Genomic DNA, 19,929 nt, shown 5'->3' with positions numbered 1-19,929 from the left:
ACTGCAGAAGGAGCGATCCGTGATCGAAGGGGTCAAGCATATTGTCGCCGTGGCATCCGGCAAGGGCGGGGTGGGCAAGTCCACCGTGACCGTCAACCTGGCGCTGGCCATGGCCGCCGAGGGCTACCGGGTCGGGATCCTGGATGCCGATATCTACGGTCCCAGCCAGGCACAGATGCTCGGGGTGGGCGAGGGCGTGCGTCCCCAGTCCGCCGGCGAGAATCGCTTTCGGCCGCTCGAGGCCCACGGCATCCAGGCCATGTCCATGGCCTTCCTGGCCGACGTCCGCGAGCCGATGGTGTGGCGTGGGCCGATGGTGGCCGGGGCCTTCCAGCAGATGCTCACTCAGACGGTGTGGGATGACCTGGACTACCTGTTCATCGACATGCCGCCGGGCACCGGCGACATCCAGCTGACCCTGGCCCAGAAGGTGCCGGTGGACGGCGCGGTGATCGTGACTACGCCCCAGGACATCGCGCTGCTCGACGCCCGCAAGGGCATCGAGATGTTCCGTAAGGTCAACGTACCGGTGCTCGGCGTGGTGGAGAACATGAGCCTGCACACCTGTTCCCAGTGTGGTCACAGCGAGCCGATCTTCGGCGAGGGCGGCGGTGAGCGCATCGCCGACGAGTACGAGACCCGCGTGCTCGGACGGCTGCCGCTGACCCTGGCGATCCGTGAGCAAGCCGATGGCGGCCGGCCCACCGTGGTGGCCGAGCCCGAGAGCGAGGTGACCGCGAGTTTCCGCGAGATGGCCCGCCAGGTGGCCGAGCAGATTCGCGGCCAGGCGCCCGACGGGCCGGAGATCTCCTTCAGCGAGTGACGATACGCTCGCCCGGCACCGCCCGCCAAGGGCGAGTTGCCGTGACCTTCCCGCCCGGGGCCGCTATGATGTGGCCCCGGTTTTTCTTGCGCCGTTGTTACCTACCGCGTTTTTTCCACCGGCGCGCTTTTTCCATCAGATAGCTTCAGGACGTGTCGATGAGCATCAAATCCGACAAGTGGATCCGCCGCATGGCCGAGCAGGAAGGGATGATCGAGCCCTTCGAGCCCGATCAGGTGCGCTACGTGAACGAGCGGCGAGTGATCTCCTACGGGACGTCCAGCTACGGCTACGATGTGCGCTGCGCCGACGAGTTCAAGGTCTTCACCAACATCCACTCCGCGGTGGTGGACCCCAAGAGCTTCGACGAGAAGAGCTTCGTCGACGTCAAGGGCGACGCCTGCGTGATTCCGCCCAACTCCTTCGCCCTGGCGCGCACCGTGGAGTACTTCCGCATCCCGCGCAGCGTGCTGACCATCTGCCTGGGCAAGTCCACCTATGCTCGCTGCGGCATCATCGTCAACGTGACGCCGCTGGAGCCCGAGTGGGAAGGGCACGTGACCCTGGAATTCTCCAACACCACCAACCTGCCGGCGCGCATCTACGCCAACGAGGGCGTGGCACAGATGCTGTTCCTGGAGTCCGACGAGGTCTGCGAGACCTCCTACAAGGACCGCGGCGGCAAGTACATGGGGCAGAGGGGTGTGACCCTGCCGCGCACCTGAGAAAGCGCCGATTTGCTGCTGCGCTTGCCATCCTGGACGCCGGCGGTGCCGGTGCGACGGCCCGGTCGTATCATCATGTAGCAGGCTACACTCCGGTTGACTCGGAACCTTCGGTTCCTCGCCCCTTCGGGGCCATCCTCCGGATGTTTGTCGCTTCGCTCGGCTCTGCGCTCCGGCGTCGCCCAGCCTGCCATCGCTCGCTGCGCAAATCGCCGGCTTTCTTGAGTTTGCGATAGAGCCTCGTAAACGAGACAGCCCCGCCGGATGCCGGCGGGGCTGTCTCGTTGCTAGCAGACTCGAAGACGGAGCTACTCCTCGACGTCCTCGTCAAGCTCTTCCGCGGCGTCGGCGTGGGAGAGGCGCATGCCGGTGGGCGGCAGCGCGACGCCGTCCATGGCGGCCGCGTCGCCCTTGAGCTGCAGGCGCCCCTCCAGGAACCAGCGCACGGCGATCGGATAGATCAGGTGCTCGCGGGCCTGCACCTTGGCCTGGAGGCTCTCCTCGGTCTCGTCCGGCACCACGGCCACCTCGGCCTGCAGGGCCACCGGGCCACCATCGAGTTCCTCGGTGACGAAGTGGATGCTGCAGCCGTGCTCGGTCACGCCGTCGGCGAGTGCCCGGGCATGGGTGTGCAGCCCGGTATAGGCAGGCAGCAGCGAGGGGTGGATGTTGAGCATCCGGCCCAGGAAGCGGTTGACGAAGCGCGGCGTGAGGATGCGCATGAAGCCCGCCAGCACGATCAGGTCGGGCTCGTGCCGCTCGATCACCTTGATCAGCGCGCCGTCGTAGGCCTCGCGGCTGTCGTACTCGCGATGGGGCAGGGCCACGGCGTCGATGCCGGCATCCCGGGCGCGCTTCAGGCCGTAGGCGTCCGGCTGGTTGGAGATCACCGCGACGATCTCGCCGCCCAGCTCGTCATGCGCCTGGGCTTCGATCAGCGCCTGGAGGTTGCTGCCGCTGCCGGAGATCAGCACCACCACTCGCCGAGCCTCGCTCGGCTCGGGGGTGAAGGCGTTCAGGGTGTCGCTCTGGTAGTCGGTCCCGCTCATGCCTCGAGGTTCTCCATCTGGACCGGCTCGTCGCCCTCGTCCCGGGCGGTGATTACCCCGATGCGGTGGACCGTCTCGCCCTGGGCCTGCAGATGAGCGCGTGCCTGGTCGGCCTTCTCGGCCGGCACCACGATCACCATGCCAATGCCGCAGTTGAGCACCCGATGCATCTCGTGCTCGTCGACGTTGCCCTGCTCCTGCAGCCAGTCAAAGATCGCCGGGCGAGTCCAGCTGGCGACGTCGATGCGCGCGCCCAGGGTCTCGGGCAGCACGCGGGGAATGTTCTCGGTCAGGCCGCCACCGGTGATGTGTGAGAGCGCGTGCACCGGAACGTCGGTCTCCTTGAGCAGCGACAGCAGCGGCTTGACGTATATCTTGGTGGGCGCGAGCAGGGCCTCGCCCAGGGGCTTGCCATCGACGGCGGTGTCCAGGGCGGCGCCGGAGACTTCGAGGATCTTGCGGATCAGCGAGTAGCCGTTGGAGTGAGGGCCGGAGGACGCCAGGCCCAGCAGCACGTCGCCTTCGCCGACCTTCTTGCCGTCGAGGATCTCGGATTTCTCCACCACGCCCACGCAGAAGCCGGCGAGGTCGTAGTCGTTGCCCTCGTACATGCCGGGCATCTCGGCGGTCTCGCCGCCGACCAGGGCGCACCCCGCCTGCTCGCAGCCCTCGCCGATGCCGGTCACCACGTCGGCGGCGATATCCACGTCGAGCTTGCCCGTGGCATAGTAGTCGAGGAAGAGTAGCGGCTCGGCGCCGGCCACGACCAGGTCATTGACGCACATGGCCACCAGGTCGATACCGATAGTGTCATGGCGGCCGATGTCCATGGCCAGGCGCAGCTTGGTGCCCACGCCGTCGGTGCCGGTCACCAGCACCGGCTCCTGGTAGCCCTTGGGCAGCTCGCACAGGGCGCCGAAACCGCCCAGTCCGCCCATCACCTCGGGGCGGGTGGTGCGTTTGGCGACGCCCTTGATGCGATCGACCAGGGCGTTACCGGCATCGATATCGACGCCGGCGTCCTTGTAGCTGAGCGAGGTCCCGGTCGGGCGGTTGGTGGAATCGGTCATGACGCTTCCTGTATGAGAATGGCGGTCGCGAGGCCTGTCGCCGGGCGCGGCGCGACGGTCGGGTTCGGGGAAGGAATTGTAGCATCACGACGCGCGGCTGGCAGCCTGACGGCCGTGTCGATACAGGGAGGAGACGATGCGCAGACAGTGGTGGGTGGTGGCGGCGTGTACAGCGCTGGCGCTATGGTTCTTGATCAGTATCGAGCCGGTGCTGATGCCGTTCTTCGTCAGCATGATCCTGGCCTACCTGGGCGACCCTCTGACCGACCGGTTGGAAACCTGGGGGCTTTCCCGGCGGCTGGCGGTCTCGCTGGTGTTCCTGCTGTTGAGCCTTGTCATCGTGCTCGTCCTGCTGGTGGTGGTGCCGATCTTCGGGCGGCAGCTCGGTCAGGTCATCGACTCCCTGCCGGCGGTGCTCAACTGGGTGCAGCAGAGCGTGGTGCCGCGCGTGCAGGCGTTGACCGGCCTGGATCTCTCCACCGACATCGACCAGATGCGCCAGGCCTTCGTCGACAACTGGAAGGAGACCGGCACCTTCGCCGCCAGCCTGCTGGCCCAGGTGTCGCGCTCGGGCCTCGCGGTGGCGGCCTGGATCGCCAACCTGGCGCTGATCCCGGTGGTGACCTTCTACCTGCTGCTCGACTGGGACGTCCTGGTCGGCAAGGTGCGGGCCTCGCTGCCGCGGCGCTGGGAGCCTGCCGCGGTGCGCCTGGCCGGCGAGTGTGACGAGGTGCTCTCCGCCTTCCTGCGCGGTCAGCTGATCGTCATGCTCTGCCTGGGGGTGATCTATGCGGTGGGGCTGACGCTGCTCGGCGTGCGCTTCGGCCTGCTGATCGGGCTGCTCGCCGGACTGGCCAGCATCGTGCCCTATCTCGGCGTGATCGTCGGCATCTCGGTGGCCGGGGTGGTGGCCTTCTTCCAGTTTGGCGACCTCCTGATCCTGCTCGGCGTGGGCGCGGTATTCGGCTTCGGCCAGCTGGTCGAGAGCGTGGTACTACAGCCCAAGCTCTTGGGCGACAAGATCGGCCTGCACCCGGTGGCGGTGATCTTCGCCGTGCTGGCGGGCGGCCAGCTGTTCGGCTTCACCGGCGTGCTGTTGGCGCTGCCGGTGGCCGCCATGCTGATGGTGGTGTTGCGTTATCTCCACGATCACTATAAAAACAGCACCTTGTATGATGCCGGTCGTTCACGAATCCACGACGAGGAGTCGCCATGAGTCGAGCACCCGCGCAGTTGCCACTGGGCGTGGGGCTTCGCGACGACGCCACCTTCGCCAACTTCCACCCCGGGCCCAACGCGACCCTGGTCGACCGGCTCGTGCACCAGCTCGACGATGACGGTGAGCCCTTCCTCTACGTGTGGGGTGCGGCGGGCACGGGGCGCAGCCACCTGCTGCAGGCCGCCTGCCATGCCGCCTCCGATCGCGACGGTCGGGCGCTCTATCTGCCGCTGGCGGAGCTCGGCCACTTCCCGCCACTGATGCTCGAGGAGATCGAGCGGCTGGACCTGGTGGCGATCGATGACCTCGAGCGAGTCGTCGGGCGCAAGCGTTGGGAAGAGGCGCTGTTCCACGCCTTCAACCGCCTGCGTGACGCCGGCAAGCGACTGGTGATCGCCGCCGAGGCGCCGCCCCGGCAGCTGCCGGTGAAGCTACCGGACCTCGCCTCGCGCCTTACCTGGGGCATGACCTTCCACCTGCAGGGGCTCGACGACCCTGGCCGCCTGGCCGCATTGCAGCTGAGGGCCAAGGGGCGTGGCATGCAGCTGCCCGATGAGGTGGCCCGCTATATCCTGCACCGCGGTCCACGGCGCCTGGATGCCCTGTTCGAGACCCTGGCGGTGCTGGATCGCGCCTCGCTCTCCGCCCAGCGCAAGCTGACCATTCCCTTCGTCAAGCAGTCGCTTGGCTGGTAGCCGGCCCGCCTCGACTAGCGGCTGAGTTCGATGCGTCGACTCTGCCCGTTGCCCAGGCTGACCTGCTGGATGATCACCCGCGTCTGGCCGCTGACGGGATCCCGGGCGCTGCTCGAGACGTAGAACTCGCCGGCCGGCAGGCCGTTCAGTCGGAAGCGGCCATCGGCGTCGGTTCGCGTGGTGTGGGTGTAGGCCCTCGCCCGAGGGTCGGCGGGCTCTACGGCGCGGCCGGCCAGCGCCTGTTCTGCGGCCTCGGCGGAGTAGGTGGTGATGGGTGCCACCGACACCGAGCGGTCGGCCATCGGGCGGCCGCCGATCGTCAGGCGGCCGCTGATCGCGGCACTGCCGCGCTTCGAGAGGGTGGCGTACTCGTCGGCCGGGAAGGCCACCTGGCGGGCGACGCGCCCGTCGGCTGAGGGACGAGCGGCGCGCTCGTCCGGGGCCCTCGTGCCACGCTCGATCACCTCGACGCGCTCGCTCTGCCCGCTGGGCCCGCCGGGATAGCGTGGCTCGATGATCTGACACCCGGAAAGCGCAAGCCCCACCAGGATGAGAAGGATCCAGCGTGTCATGTTCACTCTCCGCAAGCGGTGGATGGGATGCCGTGAGGAGAGAGCATAACGCAAACGGGCCGCCGATCATCGATCGGCGGCCCGTTCTCGTTGACCCGCAGGGCGAGTCAAGCAGGCGTCGGCTGGGCCGACGCCGTCAGGCTTACTTGGCGGCCTTGGTCGCCGTGTCGGTTGCCTGCTTGACGTTCTCTTCGGTCAGCTTCTGGCTCTGCTGGACGAAGTCCTGCTGCAGGGACACCACCTTCTCGGCGTCGCCTTTCAGGCGCTCGGTCAGGTCCTTGGCGACCTTCTGCTGGCCTTCCATGTAGGACTTCAGGCCCTCGGCATCCTTGACGTTCATTAGGCTGCGCAGCTGGGCCACGCCGGTATCGGTGTAGGCCTTGCCGGCGTCGAGCTGGGCGTTGACCAGCTTCTCGGTGTAGTCCACGGACAGGGCGGCGTAGGCGCGGGCCGGGCCGAAGAACATGGATTCGAACTGTTCGGTGAACTGCTTGGTGTCGAAGTTTTGCATCGTGATTCCCTCCCAGGGATTTCGGATATTTTCGAAGGCCGTGGCGGGGTGCCGATGCCTTCTCGCTTTGGCAATTACCATCTCTGTTGCAACGCACAATAGCAGAGAGGTTTGTGCGCTGCAACATGCGAGACGTCAACTTACTTGCCTGTGCCGAATCGTCGACGCTCCATGCCGGGTGCCGTGATCCGCGCGTCTATCAGGTGCGGCCAGGGGAGGCAGGGACCTTGCACCCTGCCGATAGCGCCACCATGGTGAGAGGACAGATGAAAAAGGCCGTTCAGCGCAGGGCCGCGAGCCCGACAGAGGAGGAACCGGACATGAACGATCATCGTATCGAGCGCGATAGCATGGGCGAGCTGGAGGTGCCCAGGGAGGCTCTCTACGGGGCCCAGACCCAGCGGGCGATCAACAACTTCCCCGTCTCCGGCCAGCCCATGCCGACGGCCTTCATCCATGCCATCGCCCGCATCAAGCTGGCGGCGGCGCGGGTCAACCGCGAGCTGGGACAGCTGGACGATGCTCGGTCACGCCAGATCGTCGCCGCCGCCGAGGCGGTGCTCGCCGGGCACCTCGACGACCATTTCCCGGTGGACGTCTTCCAGACCGGTTCTGGCACCTCGAGCAACATGAACGTCAATGAGGTGATCGCTCGGTACGCCAGTCGCGACGGGACGGAGGTCGGTGCCAACGACCACGTCAACATGGGACAGTCGAGCAACGACGTGATTCCTACGGCGATTCACCTCTCGGCGGCGCTGGCGGTGACCGGCGAGCTGCGCCCGGCCCTCGAGCACCTGCGCGCGACCATCGATACGCGGTCCGCCGAGCTCGACGATGTGGTCAAGACCGGCCGTACGCACCTGATGGACGCCATGCCGCTGCGCATGAGTCAGGAGCTGGGGGGCTGGTCGAGCCAGGTAGGCCAGGCCATCGAGCGCCTCGACAGCGCCCTGATCCGGCTCTGTCGCCTCGCCCAGGGAGGCACGGCGGTGGGTACCGGCATCAACGCCCATGCGGAGTTCGCCCCGCGCATGGCACGTGAGCTGAGCGAGCAGACGGGGCTTGCCTTCTCGCCCAACGACAGTTTCTTCGCGAGTCTTGGCTCCCAGGACGCCGCCGTGGAGCTCTCGGGGCAGCTCAAGGGGCTGGCCTGCGTGATCATGAAGATTGCCAACGACCTGCGCTGGATGAACTCCGGCCCGCTGGCCGGGCTCGGCGAGATCGAGCTCGAGGCCCTGCAGCCTGGCAGCTCGATCATGCCGGGCAAGGTCAACCCGGTGATTCCCGAGTCCGCCGCCCAGGCGGCCGCCCAGGTGATCGGGCTCGACACGGCAATCACGGTGGCCGGCCAGAGCGGCAACTTCCAGCTCAACGTCATGCTGCCGCTGGTGGCCAGCAACCTGCTGACCTCGATCACCCTGATGACCCACACCAGCCGACTGCTCGCCGACCGGGCCATCGCCACCTTCACGGTGCGTCACGATCACCTCGAGGGGCCCCTGGCGCGCAACCCCATCCTGGTGACGGCGCTCAATGCGGTGATCGGCTACGACGCGGCGGCGGCCATCGCCAAGCAGGCCTATCAGGCGGGGCGTCCGATCATCGAGGTGGCCGAAGAGCAGACCGAGCTGTCGCGAGGGGAGCTCGAGCGCCTGCTCGACCCCGCCGCGCTGACGCGGGGCGGAATACCCGAATAGGCCCGGACCGCGCACGAAGCCGTAAGCTACAAGAAAGACCGCTGCCATTGGCGTGGCCGGTGGTCGTGTATTGGCTTACGGCTTCTGCTCTCTTTCTCTGCCTTCGTGAATGGTTTCCCGGGCGTCCTGATGCTCTTTACCATCGGCCTCGGGAGTCTCGTGTTCGTCGGCGCGAGCGGGGCGATAGCAGAGGGTCGCCAGCATCGGGAAGTGGTCGGAGCCGATGTGGGGAAGGCGGCGCATGGCCTTCAGGGTGAAATGTTCGCTCACGAAGACATGGTCCAGCGGCCAGCGCAGCAGCGGATAGCGGGCATGGAAGGTGCTGAACATGCCGCGCCCGCGCCGCGGGTCGAGCATGCCGCTGACCCGGCAGAAGAGTCGCGTGGTGCGTGACCAGGCCACGTCGTTGAGGTCGCCGGCCACCAGGGTAGGTTCGGGATGTTCGTGAATCGCCTTGCCCACCAGCAGCAGCTCCGCATCGCGCCATAGCGACTCCTCGCTCTCACCGGGCGCCGGCGGGCGAGGGTGCAGGGCATGCAGGCGGATGACATCCCCGCTCTCAAGCGTGACGCCGGTATGGATCGAGGGGATATCGGGCTGGATCAACCACTGGACGTCGGGGTCGACCAGCCGTCGCCTCGAATAGAGGTGCATGCCGTAGAGATTGTCCAGCGGCACCCGCACCGCATGGGGCCAGTCCTCATTCAAGGCCTCGTCTAGCTGCGCCTGCCACCAGGCGTCGGACTCCAGGGTGAGCACCAGGTCGGGCCGATGTTCATGGATTAGGCCGATGAGCGTCTCGGCGTGGCGGTTGCTGGTGAGCACGTTGGCGATCAGCAGCGTCAGGCAGCGTGGCTCCTGACCGGGCTCGGTACGCTTCACCTGGCGGGGCCAGAGCGGCGTCCAGGGCAGGATGCGACTCGCCTGAAGGCCGAGGGTGGCGAGGCTCGCACCGAGACTCCACCATGACCACGGCGGCGCGGTCAGCGGAGCGAGGCCCGCGACCAGGGTCGCCAGCGCGGCGAACTGCAGTCGCGGGAACTCGCAGATGCGCACGACCCACCAGGTCAGCGGCAGGCGGGGCAGGAGGGTAGTCGCCAACAACGCGATGGCGACCACGGCAAGCAGAATCGAGAGCACGGCATGACCTCCTTGTGGTCTCGGTAACGTCCTGAGACGAGCCTACGCCGGAGGTCAGCGGCCGTGAATGGCTGGTGATGAATTTCTAGAGCGCCTTGCGGCGCAAGAGGCCGGTCACCGCCTCGCCGACCAGTACCAGCGCGATGATGGCGATCAGGATCGTCGCCACGGTGGGCCAGGCGAAGGTGTCGATGGAGCCCTGCAGGATCACCCCGATGCCGCCGGCGCCCACCAGCCCCAGCACCGTGGACTCGCGGATGTTGATGTCCCAGCGCAGGATGACGATGGCGAAGAACGCCGGCATCACCTGGGGCACCACCGCGTAGGCGATCACCTTGGCCTTGGACGCACCGGTGGCCTCCATGGCCTCCACCGGGCGACGGTCGATCTCCTCAATCGCCTCGCCCATCAGCTTGCCGATGAAGCCCACCGAGCGAAACATGATGGCGAGTATGCCCGCCAGCACGCCGGGGCCGAAGATCGCCACGAACAGCAGCGCCCAGATGATGGTGTTCACCGAGCGGCTGGAGACCAGGATGAAGCGCCCCAGCCACAGGCAGGCGCGGTTAGGGGTGGTGTTCTGGGCGGCGATGTAGGAGACCGGCAGGGCGATGAAGATGGTCAGCATCGTCGCCAGGGTGGCGATATGCACCGTCTCGATCATGGCATCGACGATCTCGCCGAGCCGGCTCGGGTCGGGCGGCCACATGCGTGCCCCCAGGCTCGAGATCTGGTTGGGCGCGTCCCACACCCAGGGCCAGAAGATGTCGATGTCGCGCACCGCCCAGACGACCACCATCAGGGTCAGCAGCATCACGCCATAGCGGATCAGCTGCTCTTTCGGGTTGTGCCGTCGCCAGATGCGATCGGCCAACAGGTCGGCATCATCTACCATATCTTCTTCCTCACCCAGCCGCTCACGCCCTCGCTGGCCAGGATCACCGCGATGATCACCAGCAGGATGGCGAAGGCAAAGTCATAGTCGTAGCGCCCGAAGGCATTCATCAGGGTGCTGCCGATGCCGCCGGCCCCCACGATGCCCACTACCGCGGAGGCCCGCAGGTTGCTGTCGAGCTGATACATGGAGAGCCCCACCTGGCGGGGCAGGATCTGCGGAAAGACGGCGTAGTACAGCGTCGCCAGATAGCCGGCCCCGGTGGAGCGCATGGCCTCCACCTGCCCCCAGTCGATCTCCTCGATCTCCTCGGCGAGCAGCTTGCCGACGAAGCCGATGGAGTAGAGGGTCAGCGTCAGGATCCCCGCCAGCGGGCCGAAGCCGACCGCCGCCACGAACAGGATGGCGACGATCACCGGGTGGAAGCTGCGCGAGATGATGATCACCGCGCGCCCCAGCAGGTAGATCGGCAGCGGCGCGATGTTGCGCGCCGCCATCACCGCGAAGGGCACCGACAGCAGTACGCCGAGCAGGGTGGCCAGGATGGCGATCTGCAGGCTCTCGGTGAAGCCGGTGAGCAGCAGGTCGAAGCGCGACAGGGTGGGGGGGAAGCCGCCGCCGAAGATGCGCGCCGCCCGCGGCAACCCCTCGCTGATCCGCTCCCAGTTGAACGGCAGGCTGCCGAAGGCCCAGACCAGGTAGGCCGCCAGTACCACCAGTAGCCCATAGCGCACCAGCGGGTTGGCGATGAAGGGCGGCTTGCGCCAGGTGCGCGGCGTGCCGGGGATCTCCTCGTTATCAGGCCTGGCCATCGCGCACCTCCTCGGGCGGTGGAGCCGCCTCGTCCTCGGGCGCCTCGATGCCGCCGTAGATGGCTTCCAGGGCGTCCTTGTCGAAGTCAGAAGGGGCCCCGTCGAAGATCATCGTGCCGTGGCGCAGCCCGACGATGCGGTCGGTGTAGGTCCTGGCCTGCGCCACGTTGTGGATGTTGATCAGCACCGGCAGCGACAGCTCGCTCGCCAGGCTCTGCAGCAGCACCATGATCTGCTCGGAGGTGCGCGGATCCAGCGAGGCGGTCGGCTCGTCGGCGAGCAGCACCTCGGGCTCCTGCATCAGCGCCCGCACCACGCCGACGCGCTGGCGCTCGCCGCCGGAGAGCTCGTCGGCGCGCTTGTTGGCATAGTGGGCGATGCCCACGCGCTCCATCAGCACGAAGGCGCGCTCGATGTCAGACGCCGGGTAGCGGCGTGTGATGGCCTGGAACAGGTTGACGTAGCCGAGCCGTCCGGCCAGCACGTTCTCCATCACGGTGAGGCGGTCGATCAGGTTGAAGCCCTGGAAGACCATGCCGATCTTGCGTCGAGCGCGCCGCAGCTCGCCATGGCGCAGCGTGACCAGTTCGGTACCGTTGAGCTTGATCGAGCCCGAGGTGGGTTCCACCAAGCGGTTTATGCAGCGCAGCATGGTGCTCTTGCCGGCGCCTGAGGCGCCCACGATGGAGACGACGCTATTGCCGTCGACGGTCAGGTCGAGCCCCTTGAGTACCGGTTCGTCACGACCGTAGCGCTTGATCAGGTTGGATATCTCTAGCATGGGGGGTCCGTCGAGAAAGGGTCACCAAGACGACGGCGCCGGCCTTCCGAGAAGGCCGGCGCCGCTGACTCGCGAAGGTTACTGGAGGTTGTCGGGCGTGTACTCGACGCCGTTGGCACTCTGGATGGTGCGGATGACCTTCCAGTTGTCCTGGTAGTTGATGGGGATGAATTTCTCGACGCCCTCGAACTCCTCACCGAGCTCGGTGCCCGCGAAGTCGAAGCTGAAGAAGGCCTCCTCGATCTTCTCGACCAGGTCCGGATGCAGGTTGTAGGCGTAGTTGTAGGAGGTGGTCGGGAAGCTGTCGGACTCGTAGATGATCTTGACGTCTTCCGGGTCATAGAGGCCGCGGGCGGCCATGCGATCGACCACCTCCGAGGCCACCGGAGCGGCGTCGTAGTCCTGGGCCACCACGCCGAGCATGGACTGGTCGTGGCTGCCGGAGTAGACCACCTCGTAGTCCTCGCCGGGCACGATGCCCATCTCCGGGAAGAGCGCCCTGGGGGCCTGGTTGCCGGAGTTGGAGGTCGGCGAGGTGTGGGCGACGCGTTTGCCCTCGAGGTCCTCCATCTCGTCGATGCCGGAATCGACGTGGGTATAGAGCTGCAGGGTGTAGCCGAAGCGTCCGTCGTCCGAGCCCATCAGCGCGAAGGGCACGGCGCCCGCCAGGTTGACGGCGAAGGGCGTAGGGCCGGTGGAGAAGCCGGCGATGTGCAGGCGGCCGCTGCGCATGGCCTCGACCTGAGCCGAGTTGGACTGCACGGCGAAGAAGCGCACGTCGCGATCGGTGACCTCTTCGAGGTGCTCGATGAACGGCTGCCAGATATCGGAGTAAATGGCCGGATCCTCGACCGGGGTGTAGGCGAAGATCAGCGTGTCGGGGTTGGCCCATTCGGACTCGTCTGCGGGCCGATCGGCGACCATATCACCGTTCTCGTCGCAGTAGATGTCGGCCAGGGCACCGCGCTCGCACGCCTCCTGGGCCTGCGCCTGGCTCGCCAGCATGGCCAGCGGCAGCAGCGTGGAGAGGGCGAGGGGGACGAGCGGGAGTTTTCCGGGTCGAGCGGAGGGGTAGATCATGGCGTGCCTCACGATTATTGTTCTAAAGCATGTGTTGTACTGCATGTTCGGATATCGACATCTATGAGCTTACGATGATTGATTCCGAATAACCTCCTTCAATCTAGGGTTTGTCACAAAACCATGTCAAACACTTTCCCCCCCGTCGACGGCACCTGGCGCAATCACTACCTCCTGATGCGCCACGGCCACAGTCAAGCCAACCAGGAGGGGCGGATCATCAGCTCGCCGGCGCTCGGTCTGACGGGCTTCGGCCTCTCCCCCCGAGGGTGCGCCCAGCTCGACACCCTGCTGGCCGACTGGCGCTGGGCAAGGCCCCAGCGCATCCTGCATTCAGACTTCCTGCGCACCGCCGAGACCGCCGAGCGCGTCGCCGCGCATTTCGACCTGACGCGCACTCTCGAACCGCGCCTGAGGGAGCGCCATTTCGGCGAGTTCGAGGGGCAGAGTGATGATCGCTATGCCAAGGTCTGGGCACGCGATGCAAAGGACCCGACCCATCGCCAGGGCGGTGTCGAGGCCGTCTCCGAGGTCGCGGCACGCATGCGCGCGGTGATCGACGAGCTGGAGCGTCATTATCACGACGAGACGATTATGCTGGTCAGCCATGGCGACCCGCTGCAGATCCTGCTGACTGCCCTGGAGGGGCGCGAACTGAGCCTTCACCGGGAGCGTGAACCCCTGGCGCCGGCCAGTATCACCTCGCTATAAGTCCCGCTATGAGCCTCGCGATGAGCCGCTCGCCGCCCGTTCAGGCGGTGTGCGGCGAGGGCTCGCTCCCGTCGGCGAAGGGCGAGTCGTTCCGTTTGCCGTCGCGGCTTCGAGATAGTCGGCCAGCCGCTGTTGTTCACTGGCGGTGAGGCGCAGAGCCAGCTTGGTGCGCCGCCACAGGATGTCCTCGGCGCTGCGCGCCCACTCCCGCTCGACCAGGTAGTCGACCTCGGCGGCGGTCAGGCCGGCCCCGAAGGCCTCGCCCAGCGCCGCCTGGGAGTCCCGGCCGTCGAGGAACTCCCGGCACAGGGTGCCGTAGGTCCGGGCGAATCGCCGTGCCTGGCCGGTGTCCAGGTAGGGATAGTCGGCGAGCAGTCTGGTCTCGAAGGCGGCCTGGTCGCCGATCTCTCCCCCCGGCAGCAGCGCCTCGGCGGTCCAGTCAGGCCGCATCTTGGGCAGATGCGGCGAGAGCGCCTCGAGTGCCGCCTCGGCCAGCTTGCGATAGGTAGTGATCTTGCCGCCGAAGACCGACAGCAGCGGCGCGCCGTGGGTGTCCAGGTCGAGTGTGTAGTCGCGGGTCATGGCGGAAGGATCGGCCGACTCGTCATCGCACAGCGGCCTGACGCCGGAGAAGGTGCGGATCACGGATTCGCGTGACAGCTGAGTGCGAAAGTGCGCATTGACCGCCGTGAGCAGATAGTCGATCTCCTCCTGGGAGGCCTCGATCCCTGAGGGATCTCCCTCATAGCGCCGATCGGTGGTGCCGATCAGGCTGAAGTCCTCCTCATAGGGCAATACGAAGACGATGCGTTTGTCGGTGTTCTGGAGAATATAGGCCCGCTCGTCGTGATTCAGGCGCGGCACGATCAGGTGGCTGCCCTGGATCAGGCGCACGCCGTAGCGGGAGTGGCGATGGGCCTGGCCGCGCACGACGCTCTCCACCCAGGGACCGGCGGCATTGACCAGCGTTTTGCAGCGGCGCGTCAGGCGCGCTCCGCCCTCGGTCTCCTCCAGGGTGAGCTCCCAGAGCCCGTCGCGTTCTTGAGCATCGATGCAGCGGGTTCGCACCAGGATCTCGGCGCCGTGGTTTCGGGCCTGGATGGCGTTGAGGGTCACCAGGCGGGCGTCGTCTACCCAGCAGTCCGAGTACTCGAAACCGTGAGTGATGTCGGGGGCGAGGCCCTGCCGGTGATCCAGCCGGATGCTTCGGGAGCCCGGCAGCCGCTTGCGCTTGCCCAGGTGGTCGTAGAGGAACAGCCCGGCGCGCAGCATCCAGGCCGGGCGCAGGTGGGGGCGGTGAGGCAGGATGAAGCGCAGCGGCCAGATGATGTGGGGCGCCTTGGCCATCAATACCTCGCGTTCTCGCAGGGCCTCGCGCACCAGCCGGTATTCGTGATGCTCCAGATAGCGCAGGCCGCCGTGGATCAGCTTGCTGCTGGCGGAGGAGGTGGCGCCGGCCAGATCCCCCTGCTCGCAGAGTCCCACGGAGAGCCCCCGGCCGGCGGCATCGTTGGCGATGCCGGCGCCGTTAATGCCGCCGCCGATCACGAAGAGGTCGAGTACCTCGTCTGGCCTGTCGCTCATGGGGTCTCCCGTCCGGACTCGGACATCTGGCGATGAAATGCAGTGATGTTCGAAATCGAAAATAGATGAATTCAAAGCGAACATCAAGGCGCGAGCCGTGCTCGCCCCTGACGTGAGGGAGGAGGAAAGGAGATAAACGCAAGGAGGGTGGGCTTGAATGGGGCCTGGCAGCAGGAGTGAGGGGCGAAAGGGCCGGGCGGAACTTGTTCGGGAGAGCCGGGCGGTCCTCAGGCCAGATGCAGGGCGACGTCGTGCTGCTTCAGCAGGCGCATGATCGCCTCGGGGGGCTCGCGATCGGTGAACAGGGCATCGAGCTGGGCCAGGTTGCCCTGGCGGACCACCGGGTTGCGCCGGAACTTGGAGTGGTCGGTGGCCAGGAACACCTGCCGGGAGTTGCGCAGGATGGCCTGGGCCACCCGCACCTCCTGATAGTCAAACTCCAGCAGCGAGCCGTCCTCGTCGATGCCGCTGATGCCGATGATGCCGTAGTCGACCTTGAACTGGTTGATGAAGTCGATGGTGGCCTCGCCGATGATGCCGCCGTCCCGCGAACGCACCTGGCCGCCGGCGATGATCACGTTGAAGTCCTCCTTATGCTGGAGGATCGCCGCCACGTTGAGGTTGTTGGTGATGACCTCGAGCCCCTGGTGGTCGAGCAGCGCCTCGGCGATCACCTCGTTGCTGGTGCCGATGTTGATGAACAGTGACGAGTGATCGGGCACGTGACGAGCGAGCAGGGTCGCGATGCGCTGCTTGGCTTCCAGGTTGAGGGTCTTGCGGGTCGAATAGGCCGTGTTGACGGTGCTCGATTCCAGGCCGGCGCCGCCGTGCACGCGTCGGATGCGACCCTCGGTGGAGAGCGTGTTGAGGTCGCGGCGAATGGTCTGCGGGGTAACCGTGAAGTGCTCTGTGAGCTGCTCGATACTGGCATAGCCCTGGCGGCGGACCAGCTCGATGATGGCGTCCTGGCGTTGCTGCTGGTTCATGGTGTCTCCTTGGCTGCCCCGATTCTATGCCATCGTGAACGCGGATGCAGGCGCCCGGTCGGCCATTCAGCAGGCCAGGCGGCTCGTGTCGTCCCTGTGCCGGCCTGAGGCGTCGTTTGGCCCCATTTGAGCGCGGCGTCGGGCTGGAGTAGGCTTTATGATCATAAGCGAACATTAGCGTTAAAAAGCGAAATTGGCACGCCACGACAACCACAACAGGATGCTTGCTATGGCTTCTTATCTTCTGGCCATCGACCAGGGCACCACCAGCTCCCGCGCGATTCTGTTCGACCGCGAGGGGCGCAGCGTCGCCACGGCTCAACGAGAGTTTCCCCAGCACTTTCCCAAGGATGGCTGGATCGAGCATGACCCCGAGGATATCTGGGACACCGTGCTCGCCACCTGTCGCGAGGTGATCGAGAGCACCAAGGTCGGGCTTGCCGAGATCGCCGGCGTCGGCATCACCAATCAGCGCGAGACCACCGTGCTGTGGGATCGCGAGTCCGGTGAGGCGCTGCACCATGCCATCGTCTGGCAGGACCGCCGCACCGACGAGACCTGCCGGCGGCTGCGCGAGGCAGGCCACCTGGAGGATGTCCAGGCGCGCACCGGCCTGTTGATCGATCCCTACTTCTCGGCGACCAAGCTCGCCTGGCTGCTCGACGAGGTGCCCGGCGCCCGGGCGCGGGCCGAGCGCGGCGAACTGGCCTTCGGCACGGTGGACAGCTTCCTGATCTGGCGGCTCACCGGGGGGCGGGTTCATGCTACCGACGCGACCAACGCCTCGCGCACCGCGCTCTTCAACATCCATGAGCAGCGCTGGGACGAGGCGCTGCTCGAGCTGTTCGATATTCCGGCGAGCCTGCTGCCCGAGGTCAAGGACTCCAGCGACGATTTCGGTCTCGTCGATGCCCAGTGGCTGGGCGGCGAGCTGCCCATCGCCGGGGTGGCCGGCGACCAGCAGGCGGCCCTGGTGGGGCAGGCCTGCTTCGCCCCCGGCATGGGCAAGAGCACCTACGGCACCGGCTGCTTCATGATCGTGAACACCGGGGAGGTGGCCGAGGTATCGCGCAACCGGCTGCTGACCACGGTGGCCTATCGCCTCAACGGTAAACCGACCTATGCGATGGAGGGCAGCATCTTCGTCGCCGGGGCTACGGTACAGTGGCTGCGCGACGGCCTGCAGCTGTTCGCCGATGCCGCTGAAACGGAAGCGCTGGCCTGCCAGACCCGCAGCGGGCACAGCGTCTACCTGGTGCCGGCCTTCACCGGCCTGGGCGCGCCCCACTGGGACCCCAAGGCTCGCGGGGCCATCCTCGGGCTGACCCGGGATACGGGGATCGCCGAGATCGTCGCCGCCGGCCTGCAGGCGGTCTGCTACCAGACCCGCGACCTGCAGGTCTGCATGGACGACGATATGGCGGCGTCGCCGGGCATCCTGCGGGTCGATGGCGGCATGGTGGCCAACAACTGGGTGATGCAGTTTTTGGCCGACATGCTCGGCGTGCAGGTGGATCGCCCCACGGTGCTGGAGACCACGGCTCTGGGGGCCGCCTACCTGGCGGGGCTGCGTCTCGGCTGGTATCGCGATCTCGACGAGATCGCGACGATGTGGCGCTGCGAGCGAAGCTTTACTCCCCTGATGGACCAGGCCGAACGCGAGCGCCTCTACACTGGCTGGAAGGAAGCCGTCGAGCGCGTCCGCACCCAGTAGCCGACAGCGCCGTGGAGAGGCCAACCCGCTGATTCGCCGGGCGAGAAGGTGCGATTCGGGCTTGCATTCCCCGCGCGGATGCGTAGAATATGCATCCGTTGCCACGGCGAAGTTCATGCCGAACACAGCATGCAGGACCATAGCTCAGTTGGTTAGAGCGCCACGTTGACATCGTGGAGGTCGGCGGTTCAAATCCGCCTGGTCCTACCAAACGCTTTCTGGCACGCCTTGCAGGACCATAGCTCAGTTGGTTAGAGCGCCACGTTGACATCGTGGAGGTCGGCGGTTCAAATCCGCCTGGTCCTACCAGATTCGAGAACGCCCCGCAGCCATCGGCTGCGGGGCGTTTTTCATGCTGCGCGGCTTTTGGTGCGAGCGCGTCGTCTCGAGAGATGCACTGTATGACGGGATGCCCGGCGAGGTCGATCGCCCCGCCGGGCAGGCGTCACACCAGGTCGCTCTGTGCGACGAAGACCTCGACCAGCGCCTCGATGCCCGCGCGGTCGGCGTCGCTGAAGCGGCCCTGGATCGGGCTGTCGAGATCCAGTACGCCCCACAGGCGATCCGCCACCACGATCGGGACCACCAGCTCGGCGCGGGAGTCCGCGTCGCAGGCGATGTGGTCGGCGACGGCGTGCACGTCGTCGACGCGCTGGGTCTCGCGGCTGCGCGCCGCCGCGCCGCACACGCCCTTGGTGAAGGGTATGGGATGGCAGGCAGGCTTGCCCTGGAAGGGGCCCAGGCAGAGCAGCTCGGGCTCGCGCTGCAGGTAGAAGCCGGCCCAGTTCAATTCGGGGATCTCCTGCATGATGAAGGCGCAGGTCTGGGCGCTGTTGGTCAGCCAGTCGCGGGTGTCGAGCAGCGCGCCGAGCTGGCGGGCGAGCAGGGGATAGTCGGGTTGGGGGTGATCCGGTGTCATGTCGGCTCCTTGAACAGGAAAGGCCGGCGCAGCGGCCGGCCTTGTTGCTTCGTCGTAACCGTTGTCTGGCGGGAGACTCTTACTTCCAGCCGGGAACTGCCTGCGGCCCGAACAGCTCGCTCGCCTTGGCCTCGACTTCCTCGGTCTGGTAGGCCTCGACCAGCTGCTGGATGGCCTCGCGCTCCTCGTCGCCGCCGCGTACCGCGATCAGGTTGACGTAGGGGGACTCGGCGCCCTCCTTGATCAGGGCGTCATCCAGGCTCAGGCCGGCCGGCTGGGCGAAGGTGTTGTTGATGAAGGCCATGTCCACGTCGGGCAGCACGCGGGGCAGCTGGGCGGCCTCGATCTCGCGGAAGTCGAAATCGTGCGGGTTCTCGGCGATGTCCAGCGGCGTGGCTTCCAGGAAGGTCGGGTCCTGTAGCGTGAGCAGCCCTCCGTTGTGCATCAGGATCAGTGACCGGCCCTCATTGGAGGGGTCGTTGGGCAGGGCGATGGTGGCACCCTCCGGCAGCTCATCGATGCTGTCGTACTTCGCGGAGTAGGCGCCGATCGGGTAGACGAAGGTGTAGCCGGCGATGGCGAAGTCGTAGCCGCGGTCCTCGACCATGGAGCGCATGTAGGGCTCGTGCTGGTAGGCGTTGGCGTCGAGGCTGCCGTCGGCCAGGGCGGCATTGGGCGTCACGTAGTCGGTGAACTCGATGATCTCGACCTCGAGGCCATATTCGCGCTCGGCGATCTCGGCGGCGACCTTCATGACGTCGGTCTCGGGGCCGGCCACGGTGCCGACCTTGATGGCGTGTTCGTCGGCCACGGCGGCGCCGGCGGCGAGAGTCAGGGCAGAGGCGGTCAGGGTACCGATCAGTGTCTTGCGCATGTCGCGATGCTCCTTGTGAAAGTTGAGTCGAACTCGATACTAACGGAATAAGCAGGAAAATTATAATGC

General features: G+C 66.6%; 20 protein-coding genes and 2 tRNA genes. 9 read left to right on the top strand and 13 right to left on the bottom strand.

Going from position 1 to position 19,929, the window contains the following annotated elements:
- The first annotated feature begins 19 nt into the window (after window positions 1-19).
- Complete coding sequence (gene apbC, locus BM388_RS12400) at window positions 20-823, top strand: iron-sulfur cluster carrier protein ApbC (RefSeq protein WP_089850616.1); 804 nt, start codon at window positions 20-22, stop codon at window positions 821-823.
- Between the two features lie 158 nt (window positions 824-981).
- Window positions 982-1,548: a dCTP deaminase gene (gene dcd / locus BM388_RS12395; protein ID WP_089850614.1), complete on the top strand. Its 567-nt coding sequence runs from the start codon at window positions 982-984 to the stop codon at window positions 1,546-1,548.
- Window positions 1,549-1,856: 308 nt separating this feature from the next.
- On the opposite strand, the gene purN is transcribed toward dcd, so the two are convergent.
- Together purN and purM are read right to left on the bottom strand one after the other, a co-directional pair.
- Window positions 1,857-2,597, bottom strand: a complete 741-nt coding sequence (gene purN, locus BM388_RS12390; protein WP_089850612.1) for a phosphoribosylglycinamide formyltransferase — start codon at window positions 2,595-2,597, stop codon at window positions 1,857-1,859.
- A complete protein-coding gene (purM, locus tag BM388_RS12385) occupies window positions 2,594-3,667 on the bottom strand; it encodes a phosphoribosylformylglycinamidine cyclo-ligase (protein WP_089850610.1) in 1,074 nt (357 codons plus the stop codon). Before purM ends, purN begins: the two co-directional genes overlap by 4 nt.
- A 136-nt stretch (window positions 3,668-3,803) precedes the next feature.
- Here purM and BM388_RS12380 point away from each other — a divergent pair, with 136 nt between their 5' ends.
- A complete protein-coding gene (locus tag BM388_RS12380; protein WP_089850608.1) occupies window positions 3,804-4,883 on the top strand; it encodes an AI-2E family transporter in 1,080 nt (359 codons plus the stop codon).
- Window positions 4,880-5,581 (top strand): DnaA regulatory inactivator Hda, encoded by a 702-nt coding sequence (hda, locus tag BM388_RS12375; protein ID WP_089850606.1) that lies wholly within the window; start codon window positions 4,880-4,882, stop codon window positions 5,579-5,581. Before BM388_RS12380 ends, hda begins: the two co-directional genes overlap by 4 nt.
- A 14-nt stretch (window positions 5,582-5,595) precedes the next feature.
- Here hda and BM388_RS12370 read toward each other — a convergent pair whose 3' ends face one another.
- Entirely contained in the window at window positions 5,596-6,153 is a 558-nt protein-coding gene (locus BM388_RS12370; protein ID WP_089850604.1) for a carboxypeptidase-like regulatory domain-containing protein, read from the bottom strand.
- Window positions 6,154-6,295: 142 nt separating this feature from the next.
- A complete protein-coding gene (locus tag BM388_RS12365) occupies window positions 6,296-6,664 on the bottom strand; it encodes a phasin family protein (RefSeq protein ID WP_089850602.1) in 369 nt (122 codons plus the stop codon).
- A gap of 320 nt (window positions 6,665-6,984) precedes the next feature.
- Here BM388_RS12365 and BM388_RS12360 point away from each other — a divergent pair, with 320 nt between their 5' ends.
- Complete coding sequence (locus BM388_RS12360) at window positions 6,985-8,364, top strand: class II fumarate hydratase (protein ID WP_089850599.1); 1,380 nt, start codon at window positions 6,985-6,987, stop codon at window positions 8,362-8,364.
- Between the two features lie 75 nt (window positions 8,365-8,439).
- On the opposite strand, the gene BM388_RS12355 is transcribed toward BM388_RS12360, so the two are convergent.
- From BM388_RS12355 to phnD, 5 genes are all read right to left on the bottom strand, one after another.
- On the bottom strand, window positions 8,440-9,504 hold the full coding sequence (locus BM388_RS12355) for an endonuclease/exonuclease/phosphatase family protein (RefSeq protein ID WP_089850597.1): 1,065 nt from the start codon (window positions 9,502-9,504) through the stop codon (window positions 8,440-8,442).
- 85 nt (window positions 9,505-9,589) lie between these two features.
- Window positions 9,590-10,399 carry a phosphonate ABC transporter, permease protein PhnE gene (gene phnE, locus BM388_RS12350; protein WP_089850595.1) on the bottom strand — a complete coding sequence of 270 codons (810 nt, stop codon included), beginning with the start codon at window positions 10,397-10,399 and terminating at the stop codon, window positions 9,590-9,592.
- Complete coding sequence (gene phnE / locus BM388_RS12345; RefSeq protein ID WP_089850593.1) at window positions 10,393-11,211, bottom strand: phosphonate ABC transporter, permease protein PhnE; 819 nt, start codon at window positions 11,209-11,211, stop codon at window positions 10,393-10,395. The genes phnE (BM388_RS12350) and phnE (BM388_RS12345) overlap by 7 nt, the downstream gene beginning before the upstream one ends.
- Window positions 11,198-11,992 (bottom strand): phosphonate ABC transporter ATP-binding protein, encoded by a 795-nt coding sequence (gene phnC / locus BM388_RS12340; protein WP_089850590.1) that lies wholly within the window; start codon window positions 11,990-11,992, stop codon window positions 11,198-11,200. Before phnC ends, phnE (BM388_RS12345) begins: the two co-directional genes overlap by 14 nt.
- A gap of 78 nt (window positions 11,993-12,070) precedes the next feature.
- Window positions 12,071-13,072 carry a phosphate/phosphite/phosphonate ABC transporter substrate-binding protein gene (phnD, locus tag BM388_RS12335; protein ID WP_089850588.1) on the bottom strand — a complete coding sequence of 334 codons (1,002 nt, stop codon included), beginning with the start codon at window positions 13,070-13,072 and terminating at the stop codon, window positions 12,071-12,073.
- A 123-nt stretch (window positions 13,073-13,195) separates the two neighbouring features.
- On the opposite strand from phnD, the gene BM388_RS12330 reads away from it, so the two are divergent.
- Window positions 13,196-13,783: a histidine phosphatase family protein gene (locus BM388_RS12330; RefSeq protein ID WP_089850586.1), complete on the top strand. Its 588-nt coding sequence runs from the start codon at window positions 13,196-13,198 to the stop codon at window positions 13,781-13,783.
- Window positions 13,784-13,789: 6 nt separating this feature from the next.
- Here the strand turns inward: BM388_RS12330 and glpD are convergent, their stop codons facing one another.
- On the bottom strand, window positions 13,790-15,367 hold the full coding sequence (gene glpD, locus BM388_RS12325; protein WP_089850584.1) for a glycerol-3-phosphate dehydrogenase: 1,578 nt from the start codon (window positions 15,365-15,367) through the stop codon (window positions 13,790-13,792).
- 227 nt (window positions 15,368-15,594) lie between these two features.
- Window positions 15,595-16,353: a DeoR/GlpR family transcriptional regulator gene (locus BM388_RS12320; RefSeq protein WP_089850582.1), complete on the bottom strand. Its 759-nt coding sequence runs from the start codon at window positions 16,351-16,353 to the stop codon at window positions 15,595-15,597.
- A 229-nt stretch (window positions 16,354-16,582) separates the two neighbouring features.
- Here BM388_RS12320 and glpK point away from each other — a divergent pair, with 229 nt between their 5' ends.
- The 3 genes from glpK to BM388_RS12305 all read left to right on the top strand — a co-directional run bounded on the left by glpK (window position 16,583) and on the right by BM388_RS12305 (window position 18,376).
- Window positions 16,583-18,067, top strand: a complete 1,485-nt coding sequence (glpK, locus tag BM388_RS12315; RefSeq protein WP_089850580.1) for a glycerol kinase GlpK — start codon at window positions 16,583-16,585, stop codon at window positions 18,065-18,067.
- 133 nt (window positions 18,068-18,200) lie between these two features.
- Window positions 18,201-18,277 (top strand) — tRNA-Val (locus BM388_RS12310).
- A 22-nt stretch (window positions 18,278-18,299) separates the two neighbouring features.
- A tRNA-Val gene (locus BM388_RS12305) sits at window positions 18,300-18,376 on the top strand.
- A gap of 136 nt (window positions 18,377-18,512) precedes the next feature.
- On the opposite strand, the gene BM388_RS12300 is transcribed toward BM388_RS12305, so the two are convergent.
- A complete protein-coding gene (locus tag BM388_RS12300) occupies window positions 18,513-18,986 on the bottom strand; it encodes a GAF domain-containing protein (protein WP_089850578.1) in 474 nt (157 codons plus the stop codon).
- 79 nt (window positions 18,987-19,065) lie between these two features.
- Window positions 19,066-19,860: a MetQ/NlpA family ABC transporter substrate-binding protein gene (locus BM388_RS12295; RefSeq protein WP_089850576.1), complete on the bottom strand. Its 795-nt coding sequence runs from the start codon at window positions 19,858-19,860 to the stop codon at window positions 19,066-19,068.
- Between the last annotated feature and the right edge of the window lie 69 nt (window positions 19,861-19,929).

It is taken from the genome of Halomonas saccharevitans, assembly GCF_900116405.1.
GTDB lineage: Bacteria > Pseudomonadota > Gammaproteobacteria > Pseudomonadales > Halomonadaceae > Halomonas > Halomonas saccharevitans.
This window is presented reverse-complemented; position numbering and strand designations above follow the sequence as displayed.

Coding starts and splice junctions, on each gene's coding strand:
- BM388_RS12300 (WP_089850578.1), bottom strand. CDS start 18,986: ATGACACCGGATCACCCCCAACCCGACTATCCCCTGCTCGCCCGCCAG.
- glpD (WP_089850584.1), bottom strand. CDS start 15,367: ATGAGCGACAGGCCAGACGAGGTACTCGACCTCTTCGTGATCGGCGGC.
- phnC (WP_089850590.1), bottom strand. CDS start 11,992: ATGCTAGAGATATCCAACCTGATCAAGCGCTACGGTCGTGACGAACCG.
- BM388_RS12380 (WP_089850608.1), top strand. CDS start 3,804: ATGCGCAGACAGTGGTGGGTGGTGGCGGCGTGTACAGCGCTGGCGCTA.
- BM388_RS12330 (WP_089850586.1), top strand. CDS start 13,196: ATGTCAAACACTTTCCCCCCCGTCGACGGCACCTGGCGCAATCACTAC.
- BM388_RS12320 (WP_089850582.1), bottom strand. CDS start 16,353: ATGAACCAGCAGCAACGCCAGGACGCCATCATCGAGCTGGTCCGCCGC.
- BM388_RS12370 (WP_089850604.1), bottom strand. CDS start 6,153: ATGACACGCTGGATCCTTCTCATCCTGGTGGGGCTTGCGCTTTCCGGG.
- BM388_RS12295 (WP_089850576.1), bottom strand. CDS start 19,860: ATGCGCAAGACACTGATCGGTACCCTGACCGCCTCTGCCCTGACTCTC.
- BM388_RS12360 (WP_089850599.1), top strand. CDS start 6,985: ATGAACGATCATCGTATCGAGCGCGATAGCATGGGCGAGCTGGAGGTG.
- purM (WP_089850610.1), bottom strand. CDS start 3,667: ATGACCGATTCCACCAACCGCCCGACCGGGACCTCGCTCAGCTACAAG.
- glpK (WP_089850580.1), top strand. CDS start 16,583: ATGGCTTCTTATCTTCTGGCCATCGACCAGGGCACCACCAGCTCCCGC.
- purN (WP_089850612.1), bottom strand. CDS start 2,597: ATGAGCGGGACCGACTACCAGAGCGACACCCTGAACGCCTTCACCCCC.
- BM388_RS12365 (WP_089850602.1), bottom strand. CDS start 6,664: ATGCAAAACTTCGACACCAAGCAGTTCACCGAACAGTTCGAATCCATG.
- dcd (WP_089850614.1), top strand. CDS start 982: ATGAGCATCAAATCCGACAAGTGGATCCGCCGCATGGCCGAGCAGGAA.
- hda (WP_089850606.1), top strand. CDS start 4,880: ATGAGTCGAGCACCCGCGCAGTTGCCACTGGGCGTGGGGCTTCGCGAC.
- phnE (WP_089850593.1), bottom strand. CDS start 11,211: ATGGCCAGGCCTGATAACGAGGAGATCCCCGGCACGCCGCGCACCTGG.
- phnD (WP_089850588.1), bottom strand. CDS start 13,072: ATGATCTACCCCTCCGCTCGACCCGGAAAACTCCCGCTCGTCCCCCTC.
- phnE (WP_089850595.1), bottom strand. CDS start 10,399: ATGGTAGATGATGCCGACCTGTTGGCCGATCGCATCTGGCGACGGCAC.